18 protein-coding genes and 1 pseudogene are annotated in these 17,596 nt (G+C 49.9%); 10 read left to right on the top strand and 9 right to left on the bottom strand.

Annotated elements, in window-relative coordinates; all coding sequences use genetic code 11:
- Positions 1-95 precede the first annotated feature (95 nt).
- Positions 96-929, top strand: coding sequence for a substrate-binding periplasmic protein (locus A7K98_RS08450; protein ID WP_087488151.1), 834 nt, complete (start codon positions 96-98; stop codon positions 927-929).
- A 233-nt stretch (positions 930-1,162) separates the two neighbouring features.
- On the opposite strand, the gene kdsA is transcribed toward A7K98_RS08450, so the two are convergent.
- Genes kdsA through hemA form a run of 6 tightly spaced genes read right to left on the bottom strand, consistent with a single transcriptional unit; the run spans position 1,163 to position 6,487 of the window.
- Entirely contained in the window at positions 1,163-2,017 is an 855-nt protein-coding gene (gene kdsA, locus A7K98_RS08445) for a 3-deoxy-8-phosphooctulonate synthase (protein WP_087488150.1), read from the bottom strand.
- Between the two features lie 35 nt (positions 2,018-2,052).
- Positions 2,053-2,862, bottom strand: a complete 810-nt coding sequence (gene sirB1, locus A7K98_RS08440) for an invasion regulator SirB1 (RefSeq protein ID WP_087488149.1) — start codon at positions 2,860-2,862, stop codon at positions 2,053-2,055.
- Positions 2,859-3,257: a SirB2 family protein gene (locus A7K98_RS08435; RefSeq protein WP_087488148.1), complete on the bottom strand. Its 399-nt coding sequence runs from the start codon at positions 3,255-3,257 to the stop codon at positions 2,859-2,861. Before A7K98_RS08435 ends, sirB1 begins: the two co-directional genes overlap by 4 nt.
- Positions 3,258-4,106, bottom strand: a complete 849-nt coding sequence (gene prmC / locus A7K98_RS08430) for a peptide chain release factor N(5)-glutamine methyltransferase (RefSeq protein WP_087488147.1) — start codon at positions 4,104-4,106, stop codon at positions 3,258-3,260. It lies immediately after the preceding gene.
- Entirely contained in the window at positions 4,106-5,188 is a 1,083-nt protein-coding gene (prfA, locus tag A7K98_RS08425) for a peptide chain release factor 1 (RefSeq protein WP_087488146.1), read from the bottom strand. The genes prmC and prfA overlap by 1 nt, the downstream gene beginning before the upstream one ends.
- A 42-nt stretch (positions 5,189-5,230) precedes the next feature.
- Positions 5,231-6,487 (bottom strand): glutamyl-tRNA reductase, encoded by a 1,257-nt coding sequence (gene hemA, locus A7K98_RS08420; protein ID WP_087488145.1) that lies wholly within the window; start codon positions 6,485-6,487, stop codon positions 5,231-5,233.
- Positions 6,488-6,698: 211 nt separating this feature from the next.
- Here hemA and lolB point away from each other — a divergent pair, with 211 nt between their 5' ends.
- The 4 genes from lolB (at position 6,699) to A7K98_RS08400 (ending at position 10,639) form a co-directional block, all read left to right on the top strand.
- Positions 6,699-7,325: a lipoprotein insertase outer membrane protein LolB gene (lolB, locus tag A7K98_RS08415; protein WP_087488144.1), complete on the top strand. Its 627-nt coding sequence runs from the start codon at positions 6,699-6,701 to the stop codon at positions 7,323-7,325.
- Positions 7,322-8,176 (top strand): 4-(cytidine 5'-diphospho)-2-C-methyl-D-erythritol kinase, encoded by an 855-nt coding sequence (gene ispE / locus A7K98_RS08410; protein ID WP_087488143.1) that lies wholly within the window; start codon positions 7,322-7,324, stop codon positions 8,174-8,176. The genes lolB and ispE overlap by 4 nt, the downstream gene beginning before the upstream one ends.
- Before the next feature lie 126 nt (positions 8,177-8,302).
- Complete coding sequence (prs, locus tag A7K98_RS08405; RefSeq protein WP_025901877.1) at positions 8,303-9,250, top strand: ribose-phosphate diphosphokinase; 948 nt, start codon at positions 8,303-8,305, stop codon at positions 9,248-9,250.
- Between the two features lie 237 nt (positions 9,251-9,487).
- A complete protein-coding gene (locus tag A7K98_RS08400) occupies positions 9,488-10,639 on the top strand; it encodes a GGDEF domain-containing protein (RefSeq protein ID WP_087490426.1) in 1,152 nt (383 codons plus the stop codon).
- Here the strand turns inward: A7K98_RS08400 and A7K98_RS08395 are convergent.
- Positions 10,619-10,885, bottom strand: coding sequence for a DUF2583 family protein (locus A7K98_RS08395; RefSeq protein WP_087488142.1), 267 nt, complete (start codon positions 10,883-10,885; stop codon positions 10,619-10,621). The genes A7K98_RS08400 and A7K98_RS08395 overlap by 21 nt on opposite strands.
- A gap of 190 nt (positions 10,886-11,075) precedes the next feature.
- Here A7K98_RS08395 and pth point away from each other — a divergent pair, with 190 nt between their 5' ends.
- Positions 11,076-11,663, top strand: a complete 588-nt coding sequence (gene pth / locus A7K98_RS08390; protein ID WP_087488141.1) for an aminoacyl-tRNA hydrolase — start codon at positions 11,076-11,078, stop codon at positions 11,661-11,663.
- A 115-nt stretch (positions 11,664-11,778) separates the two neighbouring features.
- Positions 11,779-12,870, top strand: coding sequence for a redox-regulated ATPase YchF (ychF, locus tag A7K98_RS08385; RefSeq protein ID WP_087488140.1), 1,092 nt, complete (start codon positions 11,779-11,781; stop codon positions 12,868-12,870).
- 374 nt (positions 12,871-13,244) lie between these two features.
- Here the strand turns inward: ychF and A7K98_RS08380 are convergent, their stop codons facing one another.
- Positions 13,245-14,231: a GlxA family transcriptional regulator gene (locus tag A7K98_RS08380; RefSeq protein WP_087490425.1), complete on the bottom strand. Its 987-nt coding sequence runs from the start codon at positions 14,229-14,231 to the stop codon at positions 13,245-13,247.
- 267 nt (positions 14,232-14,498) lie between these two features.
- Between A7K98_RS08380 and A7K98_RS08375 the strand changes: the two genes are divergently transcribed.
- Together A7K98_RS08375 and A7K98_RS08370 are read left to right on the top strand one after the other, a co-directional pair.
- Positions 14,499-15,335: an alpha/beta fold hydrolase gene (locus A7K98_RS08375; RefSeq protein WP_087490424.1), complete on the top strand. Its 837-nt coding sequence runs from the start codon at positions 14,499-14,501 to the stop codon at positions 15,333-15,335.
- Between the two features lie 224 nt (positions 15,336-15,559).
- A pseudogene (locus tag A7K98_RS08370) lies at positions 15,560-15,895 on the top strand (alpha/beta hydrolase); the annotation flags it as partial.
- A 116-nt stretch (positions 15,896-16,011) separates the two neighbouring features.
- Here the strand turns inward: A7K98_RS08370 and A7K98_RS08365 are convergent.
- The gene (locus tag A7K98_RS08365; RefSeq protein WP_157665908.1) at positions 16,012-16,506 is read right to left on the bottom strand and encodes a GNAT family N-acetyltransferase; all 495 of its coding nucleotides are present in this window, start codon (positions 16,504-16,506) and stop codon (positions 16,012-16,014) included.
- Between the two features lie 212 nt (positions 16,507-16,718).
- Between A7K98_RS08365 and A7K98_RS08360 the strand changes: the two genes are divergently transcribed.
- Positions 16,719-17,570 carry an aldo/keto reductase gene (locus A7K98_RS08360; protein WP_087488138.1) on the top strand — a complete coding sequence of 284 codons (852 nt, stop codon included), beginning with the start codon at positions 16,719-16,721 and terminating at the stop codon, positions 17,568-17,570.
- Positions 17,571-17,596: the final 26 nt, after the last annotated feature.

The following is a 17,596-nucleotide window of genomic DNA, read 5'->3' as shown; positions in this document are numbered from 1 at the left end:
ATTGTGCCGACGAAAGCCTGCTGCCAGCGCGCTGACTCAGCAAACATAGCCCGAAAAACTATCATCCGTCATCACGTTAACGCCGAGGAAAAACAATGAAAACTCATTTCACCCGCATTCTGAAGTACGGTTCACTGCTATGCACTACTTTGATGGCCGGTTATCTGATTGCTGCTCCGGCACAGGCGCAGGGTAACTATGATTTATGGAAGGAGGTAAAAGCGCGCGGGGTACTGAAATGTGCCACAGCCGTAACACCACCGTATATCATTCATGACCCGCTGACGCAGCAATGGGGCGGCCCTTTTGTTCAGCTTTGTCAGGAATTTGCCACTAACGTGTTGCATGTAAAGGCTGAGATGGTCAACACCACCTGGGATACCATGGTCGCGGGTATTCAGGCCAATCGCTGGGATATGGGGATGTCTCTGTCGCAGACCCCTGAACGTGAGAAAAGTATCGAATTCTCTTCTCCGGTTATCTATTCCAGCGTCACCTTCTCGTATGACAAACATAATTCAAAATTATCGAAGCCCGATAGCGTCGCAGATTTTGACCGCCCTGATCTGACAGTTGCAGTAATGTCAGGGTCGATTGCCGACTCAACTGTCACTCAGACATTGAAAAAAGCACATATTATGCGTTTGCCAGGAGCCCAGGAAGCCACAATGGCACTTCTGTCGCACCGTGCTGATGTTTATGCCGATGATATAGGCACCAATATGATTGTAGTGGCGGCGCATCCGGCAAATCTGGCTGTCTATGAACCTAAACCGGCGCTGTCTCCGTTACCAGCTGGCTTTGGTCTGCGCAAAGATATCTCTGCTGCCGACCTGGCATTACTGGATAAATTTGTCGACCAGCAACGGACTTCCGGCAATATCGATAAACTAGTCAAAGAGGCGGCGGCTAAATCCATCGGTCATTAGTCAGTAATGGTTAACGCAGTTGCCCTCCCTCAGCCGTCATTGCTCAAATGCTGTGCTAATGATTGAAGACTGAATACGGGAATCTGCCTGACATTTTCAGGACGATGTGAACAAAGATCAGCGAAGAGGCTCAGAAAAGACTACAGCGACAGACAGGCTGTCGCTGTAGTTAAACAATATAGTTAAACAATTGAGTTGAACAATTTAACTATAAAATCAGTCAGCCAGCGAAATTAGCGGCTGGTATCCAGAGCAGGGAATGATTTCACCAGTTCATCAATGGCTTTCATCTGCACCAGGAATGGTTCCAGCTTATCCAGCGGCAGTGCAGAAGGACCGTCACATTTAGCGTGATCCGGATCCGGGTGAGCTTCAATAAACAAACCAGCAATACCAACTGCCATCCCGGCACGCGCCAGTTCAGCTACCTGAGCACGACGCCCACCCGATGCAGCACCAAACGGGTCACGGGTCTGCAATGCATGAGTGACATCGAAAATAACCGGTGAATTATTGGTCACTTTCTTCATCACATTAAAGCCCAGCATATCCACGACCAGATTATCGTAACCAAAGTTGCTGCCACGGTCGCAAAGGATCACTTTGTCATTGCCGCCTTCGGCAAATTTATCGACGATATTACCCATCTGTCCCGGGCTCACGAACTGTGGCTTTTTAACGTTAATCACGGCACCGGTTTTAGCCATAGCTTCTACCAGGTCAGTCTGACGGGCGAGAAACGCCGGCAACTGAATCACATCCACCACTTCTGAAACTGGCTGAGCCTGTGCAGCTTCATGCACATCAGTAATGATTTTCACGCCAAAAGTACTTTTCAGCTCAGCAAAAATCTTCATTCCCTCTTCCAGGCCCGGGCCACGATAAGAATGGATAGAGGAACGGTTTGCTTTATCGAAAGACGCTTTAAATACGTATGGGATGCCAAGCTTATCGGTGACTTTGACATAGTGTTCGCAGATACGCATGGCAAGTTCGCGGGATTCGAGAACATTCATACCACCGAACAACACAAATGGCAGATCATTTGCTACCCGGATGTCACCAATAGAGACTACTTTCTCTGTCATACCGTTGTTCCTTTAGTTACTGATATCAACACGGCTTAGTGCAGCGTGATTTGTTTATTTTCAATGGCGTGGATCTGCACCTTAATCATTTCACTGACAGGATCTTCAGGACACTGTTCAATAAAATAATTCAAATCACTCAGTGCGATATGTTCACACTCAAGCTGTGCGTAAATCAGTCCACGGTCACGTATTTCGTAAGGGTCTTCGGGGTCCAGTTGCAGTAACACTCCACTGACATTTAACGCCAGTTCAAGCTGCTGCTCATCCATCAGGGAGGCCTTCAGGGTATCGAGCATTTTACGGATCACCAGAGAGACTTCCGATTCATCGAGATCCTCGTCATACAACGCGGAGGTCGGCCCCATACTGCCTTTGACCCAGACATCCAGAGTATGTTCATCCAGAGTATCGCCGTTGAATGGATTGATTAACCACATCTCACCGTCCACCCAGTCTGCGCGCACAATCAGTTGCGTCGGAAAAATCACCGGTAACAACGGCAGTGATAATTCACCGGCAATATAGAGCAACAATGCACCCAGCGACACTGCCGTGCCCTGACGGGTTTTTAGCACATTATCCAGCCACAGCACATCAGATAACCGGTAAATCCCGCTGGCGCCGCCAAAGCCCCACGGCCCGTAGAACAGTTCCATCAGTTGTTCGAGCTGTTTTTCTGCGTCGGTTTCCTGCGCCAGATGAACACGGGCTTCATCCACCATCTGCGCCAGCTGCTGCCGCACGCTTTCTGACGGAAAATCAGTGCGTATCTGCTGCATCACCCTGATCATCGCTTCACACAGTGAGCAGTCGGTAAAATCAAAATCGGTTGCGGAACTCATAACATCCCCAGTAGCGGCACTCTGTTTATCGCCAGCCAGAGAATGATCCCCAGCATTAACAGAGCGGCGCAAAATGCAATTCCGCGGGTAAACTGCGAAAAATCACGACCGCCAAAGGCGATAAATCCTAAGCCGATATACAGAACTACCGCAAATATTTTTTCGGTCAGCCAGCCACCATCTTCAGTAAACGGAAAATAGTGGGTGATAAAAATCAGTGACACCCCGCTCAGCAGCAGCAACGTATCATTAATATGTGGGGTGATTTTCACCCAGCGACGCTGCATCATCGCAGAATTGACGGTTTTCCAGTAAAAACGGCTGACGAACAAAATCACCGTCAGAAAAACGGTGATCATATGCAATGTCAGTACCGGCGTATAAAGAGAGCTCATTTATCCTGCCATCGGTTCGGAAATAAACTGACCATAGCTAACCCTCGGGTTACCTGCATAATCATTACGGGTTGCGACCTGCCGGTAGCCACTGTGCTGCAACAACTGGCGCACTGCCTCACCTTGCTGCCAGCCATGCTCAAGGACCAGCCAGCCGTCAGAGTGCAGCCAGTCGCGGCTTTGTTCAATAATGTGTCGTAAATCTGCCAGCCCCCCTTCTTCAGCCACCAGCGCACTCAGGGGTTCAAAACGCACATCGCCCTGTTGCAGGTGGTAATCATCAGCGTCGATATAGGGAGGGTTGCTGACAATCAGCTGATAGCGGCTGGCGGGTAGTTGGCTGAACCAGTTACTTTGCCTGAAATGGCAATGGTTTAATGCCAGCTGTGCCGCATTTTGTTGTGCCAGTTCCACCGCCTCTGCGACCCGGTCCACACCGGTAACCACACAGTCCGGACGTTCTGAACCGAGCGCCAGAGCAATCGCGCCGCTGCCGGTCCCCAGGTCCAGCACTTCACAGGGTGTTTCCGGCAGTAATTCCAGCGCGACTTCGACCAGTACTTCGGTATCCGGACGAGGGATCAGGGTGCTGTTATTGACCTTTAACGGCAGTGACCAGAATTCACGCTCACCTAATAAATGAGCCACCGGCTCGCCCTGCTGCCGGCGGTTCAACAGCTCATCCAGCTGCGCCAACTGGGAGGCGGTTAAGATGGTATCATCAAACGCGATTAGCCAGCTGCGGGACTTTTCCAGCACATAACCGAGCAGGATTTCGCCATCCCGTTTCGGGCTTTCACTGTGTTGCAAAACCACACGGCTGTGTGCCAGCCAGTCGCGAATGCGCATTAATCCTGGCCTGCCAGTGCAGCTAACTGATCCGCCTGATACTCCTGAACAATAGGTTCAATCAGGCTGTCCAGTTTGCCTTCCATCGTTTCATCCAGACGATAAATCGTCAGGTTAATCCGGTGATCGGTTACACGGCCCTGTGGGAAGTTATAAGTACGAATGCGGTCAGAACGGTCGCCGCTGCCCAGCAGGTTACGTCGTGCTGAAGCTTCTGCTTCGTGACGGCGTGCCATTTCAGCGGCATGGATACGCGCCCCTAACACTGACAGTGCTTTGGCCTTGTTCTTATGCTGCGAGCGTTCATCCTGACATTCCACCACAATGCCGGTTGGCAGGTGGGTAATACGGATGGCTGAATCGGTGGTGTTAACGTGCTGACCACCCGCTCCTGAAGAACGGAAAGTATCAATTTTCAGGTCTGACGGGTTAATTTCCGGCAGTTCTGCTTCCGGAATCTCCGGCATAACCGCGACAGTACAAGCCGAGGTGTGAATTCGCCCCTGTGACTCGGTTTCCGGGACACGTTGTACGCGATGTCCGCCAGACTCAAATTTCAGCCGGCCATAGGCACCATCACCGGCAATTTTGGCAATCACCTCTTTATAACCGCCATGCTCACCTTCGTTGGCGCTGACAATTTCAACCCGCCAGCGGTTGGTTTCGGCATAACGGCTGTACATGCGGAACAGATCACCGGCAAACAGCGCGGCTTCGTCACCACCGGTACCGGCACGAACTTCTACGAAACAAGGACGTTCATCGTCCGGGTCTTTTGGCAGCAACAGAACCTGTAATTCCTGTTCCAGGCTCTCACTGCGACTTTTGGCTTCCTGCAGTTCATCATGCGCCATATCGCGCATTTCCGGGTCATCGAGCATCAGTGTTGCGGTTTCAATATCTTCCTGAACCTGCTGCCAGTGGCGAAAGCATTGGGTCACGTCGGTTAACTGAGCGTACTCACGGGACAGTGCCCGAAAACGCTCCTGGTCGGCAATAACCCCGGCATCCCCCAATAACGCTTCTACTTCTTCATGGCGTTCCTGCAGCGCTTCGAGTTTGGCAACAATTGATGTCTTCATGTATTTGAGGTTTATCCATTCACAGAAAAGGGCGGCCCGGCATTATTCAATGCCGAGACCGTCACGTAAAATTTGCAGACGTTCATCGTCCCCGTCGCGGGCAGCCTGCTGAAGGGATTTCGTCGGGGCGTGAATCAGGCGATTGGTCAGTTTATGGGCCAGATCCTGCAGGACTTTTTTAGCGTCCTGTCCTTGTTCCAGAGCCAGCATCGCGCGTGATTCCAGTTCTTCACGGATTTGATCCGCATGAGAACGATAATCACGAATGGTAGTTACCGCTGACTGCGCGCGCAGCCAGGACATAAACTCACCACTTTCGTAGACCACAATACTTTCGGCTTCAACGGCCGCAGCTTCACGCTGGGCCATATTCTGCTGAATAATCGCCTGTAAGTCATCTACGGTATATAAATAGGCATTCGCCAGCTTACCCGCTTCCGGTTCCACATCGCGTGGTACCGCAATATCCACCAGCAGCATCGGCTGGTTGCGCCGGGCTTTCAGTGCGCTTTCCACCATGCCTTTACCGATGATAGGCAGCGGGCTGGCGGTGGAAGAAATAATAATATCGGCATCCTGTAAGCGTGACGTAATGTCGCCGATTTCGATCACCTCGGCATCCACTTCTTCTGCCAGCCGTTGCGCACGCTCACGGGTGCGGTTAGCAATAATCAGTTTTTTAACCTGGTGCTCACGCAGATGACGAGCCACCAGCTCAATTGTTTCCCCTGCCCCAACCAGTAATACCGTAACTTTAGACAGTGATTCGAAAATCTGCCGCGCCAGCGTACAGGCAGCAAACGCCACTGACACTGCACTGGCACCGATCTCAGTTTCAGTACGAACCCGCTTGGCTACCGAGAAAGTTTTCTGGAACATCCGTTCCAGTTCGCTGTTCAGCACATGGCCGCGTTGTGACTCAGCAAAGGCTTTTTTAACCTGCCCGAGGATTTGCGGCTCACCTAACACCAGCGAATCGAGGCCACTGGCCACCCGCATAAGATGGCTGACTGCGGCATTATTTTCATGCCAGTACAGGCTCTGCCTGACATCTTCCTCTTTCAGCTGATGATAACTGCACAGCCAGCGCACCAGCTGTTCCTGAATATCATCATTTTCATCCACACTCAGGTATAACTCAGTGCGGTTGCAGGTTGAGAGTACCACGCCACTTTGTACTTTTGGCTGTGATAACAGGCTGTCCAGCGCTTTATCAAGTGTGTCCGGCCCAAAAGATACCCGTTCGCGCAACGCGACAGGTGCCGTTTTGTGATTGATTCCGAGTGCTAGAAGCGTCATGGCGATTGTGGTTGGGTTGTCCCAATAATGTCAGGGTTATACAACCATTCTACAAGATGAGTCAGATCAAGAAAAGCCATACAAAAGCTATGACTGTAATAAGATTAACCTGATGCCACACAATAATCCCTGAATAGCATTGACGGTTAAATGCCGGGACGGTAGCGTTTAGCCCATCTGCAGTAAAATCCGGGTCTGAGGAGATGACTACGTGAGATTAACTAATACCCGCCGGTTGGTTCGGCTGTTACCTTTTGCCAGCCTGCTGTTAACCGCCTGTGTAACAACCGCCCCGCAGGGCCCTGGTAAAAGCCCGGATTCCGCACAATGGAAGCAACATGTCAGTGAAGTCAGACAGGTAACCGCGTTCCAGACCAGAGGCGCATTTGCTTATCTGTCTGCACAGCAAAAAGTCTATGCCCGTTATAACTGGCAGCAAACCGCCGGTGATCGCTACCGCTTGCTGTTAACTAACCCGCTGGGCAGTACCGAAATGCAGCTGGATACTCAGGGCGGGACCGTACAACTGGTGGATAACACCGGTAAACGCTATTTCAGCCATGATGCGACCAAAATGATTTCTGAGCTGACCGGGATGAAAATCCCACTGGAGAACCTGCGTCAGTGGATGCTGGGTCTGCCAGGTTCAGCCAGCAGCTATACCCTGAACGATAATTACCAGCTGCGCACTGCCACTTATACTCAGGACGGTCAGACCTGGAATGTGACGATAAATGCGTATCGTCAGGATGTGAAACCAGCTCTGCCAGCAGATCTGGAAGTCACCACCGGAGATTTAACCATCAAACTGCGTATGGATAGCTGGAAATTGCCATGATGACGACCTGGCCCAGCCCGGCAAAACTTAATCTGTTCCTTTATATTACCGGGCAACGCAGTGATGGCTACCACAACCTGCAAACTCTGTTTCAGTTTCTGGATTATGGTGACAGCCTTGAGATTGAAGTTACCAGCAACGGTCAGTTGGTAATGGCACAACCGGTTGACTCGGTGGCCGATGAGGATAATTTAATTATTCGTGCAGCACGTTTACTCAAAGCTGCTGCGCTGTCGGAAAACCGGGTGGCCGAAAGTGCCGGTGCTGTATTTGCGGTGCAGAAAAAAATTCCGATGGGCGGTGGTCTGGGGGGGGGGTCATCGAATGCGGCCACGGTGCTGGTAGCACTCAACCACCTATGGCAATGCGGATACTCCGCGGAATTTCTGGCAAAACTGGGGCTGCAGCTCGGCGCCGATGTGCCGGTGTTTGTCCACGGATTTGCCGCTTTTGCCGAAGGTGTCGGTGAACAACTTCACCCGGCGACTCCTCCGGAGAAATGGTATCTGGTTGCACATCCCGGGGTAAGTATCCCTACCCCGCTGGTATTTGGTGATCCACAGCTGACCCGTGACAGCCCGCACCGGACATTAAACCAGCTAATGAATAGCAACTGGCTGAATGATTGTGAGCCAGTCGTAAGAAAACGTTTTCGTAAGGTTGATGAATTGCTCGTCTGGCTGTTAGAATACGCGCCATCACGCCTGACCGGGACCGGCGCCTGTGTGTTTGCCGAGTTCGACACCGAGGAAGCTGCCCGGCAGGTTCTTGAACTCGCTCCTGAGTGGATAACGGCTTTTGTTGCGCGTGGAGTGAATACTTCACCGCTACAAACAATGTTATCTGAGTGATCAGCGTGTGCGTGACAGTATCAACCTGTTCCAGATACTGCGCGTATCGCATTTATACACCTGTGTGAACCTGCTCTGCGACACCGCGCAGAGGGGTCTCTGGACGTAAAGCCTGAGGTTTTTCTCGTGCCCGATATGAAGCTTTTTGCTGGTAACGCCACCCCGGAACTAGCGCAACGCATAGCCAACCGTCTTTACACTAACCTCGGGGACGCCGCTGTCGGCCGTTTCAGTGATGGTGAAGTCAGTGTTCAGATTAATGAAAACGTACGTGGTGGTGATATTTTTATCATTCAGTCCACCTGTGCGCCAACTAACGATAACCTGATGGAACTGGTGGTCATGGTTGACGCGTTGCGTCGTGCCTCTGCCGGTCGTATTACCGCAGTTATCCCTTACTTTGGTTATGCCCGCCAGGATCGTCGCGTTCGTTCTGCGCGTGTCCCCATTACAGCAAAAGTAGTCGCCGACTTCCTGTCCAGCGTTGGTGTTGACCGTGTTCTGACGGTAGACCTGCATGCCGAGCAGATTCAGGGCTTCTTTGATGTACCGGTAGACAACGTTTTCGGCAGCCCGATTCTGCTGGAAGATATGCTGCAGTTAAATCTGGAAAATCCAATTGTGGTTTCTCCGGATATCGGCGGTGTAGTGCGCGCCCGTGCAGTCGCTAAGCTGCTGAACGATGCGGATATGGCCATTATCGATAAACGTCGTCCACGGGCAAACGTTTCTCAGGTCATGCACATTATTGGTGATGTTGCCGGCCGTGACTGTGTTCTGGTCGATGATATGATCGATACCGGAGGCACGCTGTGCAAAGCGGCTGAAGCACTGAAAGACCGTGGTGCCAAGCGTGTATTTGCTTATGCGACTCACCCTATCTTCTCCGGAAACGCGCTGGAAAACCTGCGTAACTCAGTGATTGATGAAGTCGTGGTCTGTGACACGATTCCACTGTCTCCGGAAATTAAAGCACTGCCGAATGTTCGTACTCTGACATTATCCGGTATGCTGGCTGAAGCGATTCGTCGTATCAGCAATGAAGAATCTATTTCGGCGATGTTTGAGCACTAATTACTGCTTATTCATTGACGAGTAAAGGACCGGGCTTCGTGCCCGGTCTTTTTGATTGCAAATGACTGTGTTACCTGTCTGTTAATAATAAAAAATCTCTTCCGATGCATATATTTTAATATTCTATTGTAATGTCTTGCCGGGAATAACTAAAGAATCCATCTGTCAGATATTAAGTCAGATGATTTACTTATATTAGCGTACGGTTTTATTTAGCGCTTTATTCGGGGAATGTATATGTTACTCGATATTTATACACTGTTTGTTTGTGAATTATATATTCTGGGCTTTCTGACTATTATTTATATTTTTGCCTGGCTTGGCGGAAAACGCCAACGAGAGCTGGGACATATGGCATTAATTCTGGCTATTACTATGAGTGCAGTATTTCTCAGCAGCCTGCGCAACAAAGGTTACCATTTTCTGCCAGTAGTTGTTTCCAACAGCTTACTGTTACTAAGCTATGGCCTGATGGTTAACATCCTGCGTTCGCTGGGGGAACGCCCGGTCGGCTATTTGTGGCTAAGCAGTTGCCTGCTCTGGCCGGTATTCTGTCTGTACCCCGCTTTTTATCATAATTTGCCGTCACGCATTGTCACTATTACACTGCTTTGCGGTCTGTACAGTGCTGCCTTCTTTTTTGAGCTGTGCCGCCTGAGGCAGATAATTAAAACCACTTTCTGGCCAGCGATTATACTGGTCTCTATTCATCTGTTATTTCAGTTCGCCCGTCTGTTGTTTGATCAGTTCGCGCCAGACAACCGTAACGGAGCTATTGCCGGCAGCCATTTTTCTTTATACGTTATTCTTGAGTCTATTTTATTTATTATCGGGTTATCCTTTACTCTGCTGGCAATGGTGAATGAACGCAGCCAGTTGAAACTGGATCGGATGTCGCAGATTGATCCGTTGACTAATACTTTAAACCGGCGAGGGTTATATCTGGTGGCTGCTGAAATTATCAGACGCAGCCAGCAACGGCCCTGCACTGCCATTATTTTTGACCTGGACCATTTTAAATCAATTAATGACACCCACGGTCATTTCAAAGGCGACGAAATACTGCTGGATTTTTGTCAGCGAGTCAGTGAGAAAATCCCTCCGCACCTGTGCTTTGCACGTCTCGGTGGCGAGGAATTTGCGGCAATCGGGTTACTCAGCCAGGAACAGGCTGGTGAGCTATGTGAACAAATTCGTCAGGCGGCAGAACAGTCACTCAGTAGCCAGATCCCATATACAGTAAGTATTGGATTTACCACCGGTTCGATCGTCGATCATCAGAAACCTGCAGTCAACAGCCTGCTGGAAACCGCTGATTTTGCTCTGTACAAGGCGAAAACCAGCGGACGTAACCGTGTGTGTTTCCAATTATTTATGGCGAGGATGTAACTTACAGCCGTTGTAGCGTAACAGAAAATAGCGGTCGCAGACTTTTTCGCGACCGCCTAACTGTGCACCGGTCAGCCACAACAAAGCCCCAAGGAAAATAGCAAAAATAGCCAGTCCTACCACCAAATCCGGCAAGTGAATGGATGGCAGCTGATTCAGTACCGCCACCACGATTCCGGCAAGAATGACCACCAGTCCTGCACCCATTAATGTATTTCCGTACATCAGACACTGTTTATGTTTCATGATGTCTCTCCCCACACTGCGAAACAGTTGAACAATTAAATAAAATTTTAATTAACAACTTTACAACACACTGCTACACAGATCACAAACCGGGAAGTTAATGAACATTTCATGCGATCGTCACAGCCCTTTGTGCTTCTGACAGTCACACAGTAAAATAGCGTTTTGTAATCACGGCAGGAACGACATAGTGAGCAGCATTAAACTGATTGTGGGACTGGCAAACCCTGGTGCGGAATATGCCGCTACACGGCACAATGCAGGGGCCTGGTACCTGGATCTTTTGGCAGAACGGCATAATCAGTCATTAAAGGAAGAGCCTAAATTTTATGGCTATACCGCGCGGCTGAACCTGGCCGGTAATGACGTCCGTCTGCTGGTACCCACCACCTTTATGAACCTGAGTGGTAAAGCTGTTGCTGCGATGGCTACCTTTTATCGTATTGCCCCCGAAGAGATTCTGGTGGCTCATGATGAACTGGATATGCCACCAGGCGTCGCAAAATTTAAGCTGGGTGGCGGACACGGTGGCCATAACGGGCTGAAAGATATCATCAGTAAACTGGGCAACAACCCTAACTTTCACCGCCTGCGCATCGGTATTGGTCATCCGGGCGATCGTAATAAAGTCACCGGTTTTGTCCTCGGCAAGCCACCGCAGAGTGAACAGAAACTCATTGATGAGGCGATTGATGAAGCGGCACGTTGTACCGAAGTGTGGCTAAAACACGATCTCCTGAAAGCGATGAATCGCCTGCACGCATTTAAAGCCGGCTGAACCCTGCCGGAAATCCGCGCCTTCATGGCCGGTTGTGTGTATAATGCGGCGAAATTTTACAGATCCGACGGCTGCCTGATATGCAGCCGCCAAAACGTTATAAGGTAACTCAAGCATGGGATTTAAATGCGGTATCGTGGGCCTGCCAAATGTTGGTAAATCCACCCTGTTTAACGCGCTGACCAAAGCAGGTATCGAGGCGGCTAACTTTCCGTTCTGTACCATCGAACCCAATACCGGTGTGGTTCCCATGCCTGACCCGCGTCTGGACAAGCTGGCAGAAATCGTAAAACCGCAGCGCACCATCGCCACCACCATGGAATTTGTCGATATCGCCGGTCTGGTGAAAGGCGCTTCCAAAGGTGAAGGCCTGGGTAACCAGTTCCTGACCAACATCCGTGAAACCGAAGCTATCGGTCACGTGGTTCGTTGTTTTGAAGATGACAATATCATTCACGTTGCCGGCAAAGTCAGCCCTGCCGACGATATCGAAGTGATTAACACCGAACTCGCCCTGTCTGACCTGGACACTTGTGAGCGTGCGATTCACCGTTTACAGAAGAAAGCTAAAGGCGGCGATAAAGACGCTAAAGCTGAGCTGGAAGTTCTGGAAAAATGTCTGCCACAACTGGAAAACGCCGGTATGCTGCGTTCCCTGGGCCTGGATGAAGACGAAAAAGCGCTGATTCGCTACCTGAGTTTCCTGACCCTGAAACCGACCATGTACATTGCCAACGTCACCGAAGATGGTTTCGAGAACAACCCGTTCCTCGATAAAGTACGTGAGATTGCCGATCAGGAAGGTTCTGTAGTCGTTCCGGTATGTGCGGCGGTTGAATCTGATATCGCTGAACTGGACGACGCTGACCGTGAAGAGTTTATGGCCGAACTGGGTCTGGAAGAACCTGGTCTGAACCGCGTCATCCGCGCCGGTTATGCCCTGCTTAACCTGCAGACCTACTTCACTGCCGGTGTTAAAGAAGTCCGTGCCTGGACCATCCCTGTCGGCGCTACCGCCCCACAGGCTGCCGGTAAAATCCACACCGACTTCGAAAAAGGCTTTATCCGCGCCCAGACCATCGCCTTTGATGACTTTGTAGCCTGCAAAGGTGAACAAGGTGCCAAAGAAGCCGGCAAAATGCGCGCCGAAGGAAAAGAGTATATCGTCAAAGACGGCGATATTATGAACTTCCTGTTTAATGTCTGATTTCCAAAGCTGCGCGAAAGGATAGCTTTTTGCGCAGTCAGGCTGAATTACGAAAATCCACGCTCAGGCGTGGATTTTTTGTTGGGTGTTGCATAGAAAACCGGCACGCGAAGGCTGAATACAACCAAAACTGGAAAGTACACCGGGGACAAAACGGATTCCTTAGCGTCCGCTATGTGCCATGAGCCGACATCACTCAAAGGTGAAGCTTACAACGTGAGCGTTTTGGGTAGTCATAAGAACAGGCGATTCTGAACTAGCGCAATATTACAGTGCTTTGCACACAGGATGGCTGGGAAACCCCGATAAACGATAAGCGCTCCTCGCCTAACCTTATCAGGCTGGCCACCCTGGTTTAAAACAATAGCAACAAATCAATCAGTGCTAAAACGTTGCCGATGCTGGCCAGGCGTCACGCCCACAATTTTGCGGAAGATCTTGCGGAAGGCTGAAGAGTCGGTGTATCCCACTTCCCACGCAATCACATCAACAGGACGCCCTGTAAGCTCCAGCGCGTCCCGCGCTTTCATTATCCTGACCTGTTGTAAATAATCCGTCGGCCTTAATCCCGTCGCTTTCTGGAAATGGCGGAGAAAGGTCCGGGGTGACAAGGACACCCGTGCGGCTAGCGTTTCAATGCTGTGCTGCTCGGAATAGCAGGCATGTAAGTGATGCTGGACAAGCAAAATCTTGCTGTCGCCATGCTCAAAATTAGGGATAAATACGCTATAAGGACTTTGTTCACGTCTTGGGGGATCGACCAGCAAAAATCGGGCAGTGGCAATCATTGTGCTGGTTCCTGATATTTTCTCAATCAACGTTAGCCCCAGATCTATCCAGGCAAGAATGCCGCCAGCGGTAATTATATCGCCATCGTCGATAACCATTTTCTCCGCAACAACGTCTATCGCTGGAAAACGGTCGGCTAATGTTTGCGCAAAGGCCCAGTGCGTTGTTGCCCGGCGGTGATTAATTAACCCGGTTTCTGCCAGAACAAATGCACCTGCACAAACGGAACACAGAACAACACCTTGATCATAGAGTATGCTCATCCAGTCAGCAGGCACCTTCATTGATGTCATCCGCGCGGGCATCACCAGACTTGGCGGTACAACCAGATAGCTTATGCGGTGAGGTTCATCCGGATGGCTGTCCCAGACACATTCCACCGTATCAATCCCTTCATTTACCTGCCAATGCGAAACGCGTATCGCCAGTTTGCGATCCTCTCCAGAAATGCTCTCAGCCCACTCAGCGGCTATCCTGAACATGTCGGTTAGTCCGTACACGGCTGCGAGCTGACAGTCCCGGTAAATTAACAGCCCAATTTCGGCGACTACCGTACTTTTTACAGAATTCATTTTTGTCACTTTTAACACTTATAATGTCATATATGACAAGTGTATCCGCTTACGTATTGCCTGACAATGTGTTCAACAAGCCATCACTAAGATGACCTTAAAAATAGTAAAGGAGCGCATATGTCAGGCGCAGAAATTGAAAAGTTACCTATATCAAGGCGTGAACTGTTGATCCTTGGCAGCACACTGTCGGCAAGTATTGGGCTCTCTCACACATCCCTCGCCCAGGGTATAACCTTATTATCATTAACTTCAGGAGATATTCCTATGAGTAACGGCATCATTACTACCAAAGATGGCACCCGTATTTTTTACAAAGACTGGGGTCCAAAAAGTGCACAGCCTGTCGTCTTCCACCATGGCTGGCCGTTAAGTGCTGACGACTGGGACAATCAGATGCTGTTCTTTTTATCTGAAGGTTATCGCGTTATTGCCCATGACCGCCGCGGTCACGGACGTTCCGATCAAACAGATACCGGTAACGATATGACGACTTATGCGGCGGACGTGGCCGAACTTGCCAGAGTGCTGAATTTGAAGAACGCCATTCACATTGGCCACTCTACCGGCGGTGGCGAAGTGGCGCGTTATGTCGCTCATGCTGAGAAAGGCAGGGTCGCTAAGGCTGTTTTAATGGGTGCAGTACCCCCAATAATGCTTAAAACCCCCGCCAATCCGCAAGGCTTACCGCTGACAGTATTTGACGGTTTCCGTTCTGCTTTGGCAACTAATCGTGCGCAGTTTTATATCGACGTGCCAGCAGGACCATTTTATGGCTTCAACCGCCCTGGCGCAAAAGTCATCCAGGGATTGATAAACAACTGGTGGCGTCAGGGAATGGCTGGCGGTGCTAAAGCGCAGTACGACTGTATTGCTGCATTCTCAGAAACTGACTTTACTGAAGACCTGAAAGCTATCACTGTGCCGGTATTGGTGATGCATGGCGAAGATGATCAGATAGTGCCAATTGACGACTCCGCCCATAAATCAGTCAAATTATTGAAGCATGGCACCCTAAAAACCTATCCGGGTTTGCCGCATGGAATGTTCGCGACCAATCCTGAAAAAATTAACCCTGATTTACTGTCTTTCGCCAGGAGTTAAAGATCAGCCCGGGGCAATGACCTGATATAAAAATAAAGGTAATTCAGCTTTTACCAGTCATAAGAAATGCAGCAGTACTGTTCGTTACCCTGCCATTAAAAGGAAATAGCGTATCTGAGTATGTCAGGGCTGCAACTGCAGCCCTGTGCCAGGAGTGGACATTGTGAAAGTAAAGGCACGTCAGATATCTAAAAGCCCCTGGTTAGTCTGGTTGGGGATTACCTCCCGCTCCTATGCCCGGCGCATTTGATACGCTGGAGGGTGAACCTGTTGGGATAAAGCAGTTTATGGCGCTGACCAAAATCCCGATTCTGATTATATACGGCGATAACATACCAGATAAACCTGTCACCATGCCTGCGCAGGACAGTTGGCGGGGGCGCCTGGCGATGGCTCGTCAATGGCTTGATGTAGCCAATAAACATGGTGGGGATGTCACAGTAACGCATCTGCCTGAGGTTGGGATCAAAGGTAATACCCACTTTCCGTTCTCTGATTTAAATAATGTGCAGATTGCTGATTTAGTGACGCAGTTCCTGAAAGAGAAAAATTTGGAGTAGGAATAGCGAGTATTGAGCCTTCATCAGTAAAGGCACAAGACAACCATCAGTTTTATCAAAAAAAATAAAATGGGGGTGTGATGGTCTGTTTAAAGCAAAAAGCGGACATTAGCCCTCTATGAGTCACGTCTCATCAGAAATTCGTCATAAAACTCCCCATCAACACATAGCGCAGAAATATCAGTCCCCCACTTTGTGAATCCGAAGGAACGATAAAGCGCATATGCAGCCCGGTTAGTTGTAACTACTGACAGTTTTATTGTTTTAGCTGAACTGGCTGCTTCCAGCGCCGTATCCATGAGTCTGGCTGCAAGGCCAGAACCTCTCTTCCCGGCACGAACATACATCCCCCAGATATTCGCGATATGACTCATCTTTGGTAGTGGGCTCCTGTTCACGCCAATCATACCCTGCAAGGTGTTGTGAACATCAAAACCGCCGAAGATATGACTGGTTCGTAGTTGTTCGGCAAAGAACTGCAGTGGTTTCTGGTTGCATTCTTCATAAGATGCGCCAAAGGCATCAGGATGAAGCCGTAAAGCCTCCAACCTCAATTTCCTGAAATCGTCCAGATCACTCTCAACTAAGTGCCGTACTGTAAATGTTTCCACCCATGACTCCTTGCAGTCCCAGATTTATCGTGTCAGAACCTGATTAATCTAGCATAAGAGTTCATATTAAACGTCCGCTCCCGGCACAAAGCCGACCATCCCCCACCCTCTATTAATGAACCCCTTTAATAAACCCTAGCTAATTACCCCGTCTAATCAACTAAATCCCTGTGCGTTATGCTTTTCCTACACAACAGCTAAAGGATAACGCCATGCAAACGGTAACACTGAATAACGGTATTGAAATGCCCCTGTTGGGCTTTGGTGTGTTTCAGATGTCTGATGCCGCTGAATGCGAAAAAGCAGTGACTGATGCCATCGAAACGGGATACCGCCTGATTGATACTGCCGCTTCTTACCAGAACGAAACTCAGGTCGGAAACGCGCTGAAACAGGCCGGTATAGCACGTAACGAACTGTTTATCACCACCAAGCTCTGGTTGCAGGATACCAGTTACGAAGGCGCGAAGGCGCAGTTCGAACGATCTCTGAACCGCCTGCAACTTGACTACGTTGACCTGTACCTGATTCACCAACCCTATGGTGATGTACATGGTGCATGGCGGGCTATGGAAGAACTGCATCAGGCCGGAAAAATCCGTGCTATTGGCGTCAGTAATTTCCATCCTGACCGACTGGCTGATCTTATTGCTTTTAACAAAGTGGCTCCGGCGGTAAACCAGATTGAAGTCAATCCCTTCAACCAGCAGTTGCAGGCCGCTCCCTGGATGCAAAGCCACGGCATTCAGCCGGAAGCATGGGCACCGTTTGCTGAGGGTAAAAATGGCCTGTTCCAGCATCCCGTTCTGACTGCAATTGGTCAGAAGTACGGAAAAAGCGTAGGCCAGGTCGTACTGCGATGGATTTTCCAGCGAGGCATCATTTCGCTGGCGAAATCGGTTCGTAAAGAGCGCATGGAAGAGAACATCAACATCCTCGATTTTGAACTCAGTTCCGAAGATATGTTGCAGATTACCGCTCTCGATACAGCTGCCAGCGCCTTTTTCTCTCACCGTGATCCGGCAATGGTGGAATGGCTGACTGGCCGCAAACTCGATGTTTAATCCACGATAAATGAGGTGTTCATTCA

Origin of the sequence: Tatumella citrea (assembly GCF_002163585.1) — a bacterium.
GTDB lineage: Bacteria > Pseudomonadota > Gammaproteobacteria > Enterobacterales > Enterobacteriaceae > Tatumella > Tatumella citrea.
This window is presented reverse-complemented; position numbering and strand designations above follow the sequence as displayed.